The organism is Pelotomaculum sp. FP (genome assembly GCF_004369245.1).
Taxonomy (GTDB): Bacteria; Bacillota; Desulfotomaculia; order Desulfotomaculales; family Pelotomaculaceae; genus Pelotomaculum_C; species Pelotomaculum_C schinkii.
Genome location: NZ_QFGB01000143.1, coordinates 1 through 1,460 on the forward strand (window position 1 = coordinate 1; position 1,460 = coordinate 1,460).

The window sequence follows — 1,460 nt, forward strand, 5'->3', positions numbered from 1 at the left end:
GAACACATGTTTGGGTGAGGAAAGGAGCAATCCGCATTAAGATGGGTCCGCGTCCCATTAGCTAGTTGGAGGTGTAAGAGACCCCCAAGGCGACGATGGGTAGCCGGCCTGAGAGGGTGGACGGCCACACTGGAACTGAGACACGGTCCAGACTCCTACGGGAGGCAGCAGTGGGGAATCTTCCGCAATGGGCGAAAGCCTGACGGAGCAACGCCGCGTGAATGAAGAAGGCCTTCGGGTTGTAAAATTCTGTCTTCAGGGAAGAAGAAAGTGACGGTACCTGAGGAGGAAGCCCCGGCTAACTACGTGCCAGCAGCCGCGGTAAAACGTAGGGGGCGAGCGTTGTCCGGAATTACTGGGCGTAAAGGGCGCGTAGGCGGTTTACTAAGTCTTATGGTGAAAACTATCGGCTCAACCGGTAGCGTGCCTGAGAAACTGGTAGACTTGAGGGCAGGAGAGGGGAGTGGAATTCCCAGTGTAGCGGTGAAATGCGTAGATATTGGGAGGAACACCAGTGGCGAAGGCGGCTCTCTGGCCTGTTACTGACGCTGAGGCGCGAAAGCGTGGGGAGCGAACGGGATTAGATACCCCGGTAGTCCACGCCGTAAACGATGGGTGCTAGGTGTAGGAGGTATCGACCCCTTCTGTGCCGTAGTTAACACAATAAGCACCCCGCCTGGGGAGTACGGCCGCAAGGTTGAAACTCAAAGGAATTGACGGGGGCCCGCACAAGCGGTGGAGCATGTGGTTTAATTCGACGCAACGCGAAGAACCTTACCAGGGTTTGACATCCTCTGACAGCCTATGAAAGTAGGTTTTCTATCTTCGGATGGACAGGGAGACAGGTGGTGCATGGTTGTCGTCAGCTCGTGTCGTGAGATGTTGGGTTAAGTCCCGCAACGAGCGCAACCCCTACGTTTAGTTGCTAACGCGTGAAGGCGAGCACTCTAGAGGAACTGCCGTTGACAAAACGGAGGAAGGTGGGGATGACGTCAAATCATCATGCCCCTTATGTCCTGGGCTACACACGTGCTACAATGGCCGGTACAAAGGGAAGCGAAGTCGCGAGGCGGAGCAAATCCCAAAAAGCCGGTCTCAGTTCGGATTGCAGGCTGCAATTCGCCTGCATGAAGTCGGAATCGCTAGTAATCGCAGGTCAGCATACTGCGGTGAATACGTTCCCGGGCCTTGTACACACCGCCCGTCACACCACGAAAGCTGACAACACCCGAAGCCGGTGACTTAACCTTTATAGGAGAGAGCCGTCGAAGGTGGGGTTGGTGATTGGGGTGAAGTCGTAACAAGGTAGCCGTATCGGAAGGTGCGGCTGGATCACCTCCTTTCTAAGGAGAACATGTCAGACGTCAGAAGTCAGACGTCGGACGTCAGGATAGAAGGAATTCGCATACGCGAATTCCAACCTAAGACTGACGACCGCTGCCCGACGACCGACGACTGAT

Annotated in this window: 1 rRNA gene; it reads left to right on the plus strand. The window is 55.3% G+C overall.

Annotation, left to right across the window (positions count from 1 at the left end):
- Positions 1-1,343, plus strand: a 16S ribosomal RNA gene (locus tag Psfp_RS21090); the annotation flags it as partial.
- Positions 1,344-1,460: the final 117 nt, after the last annotated feature.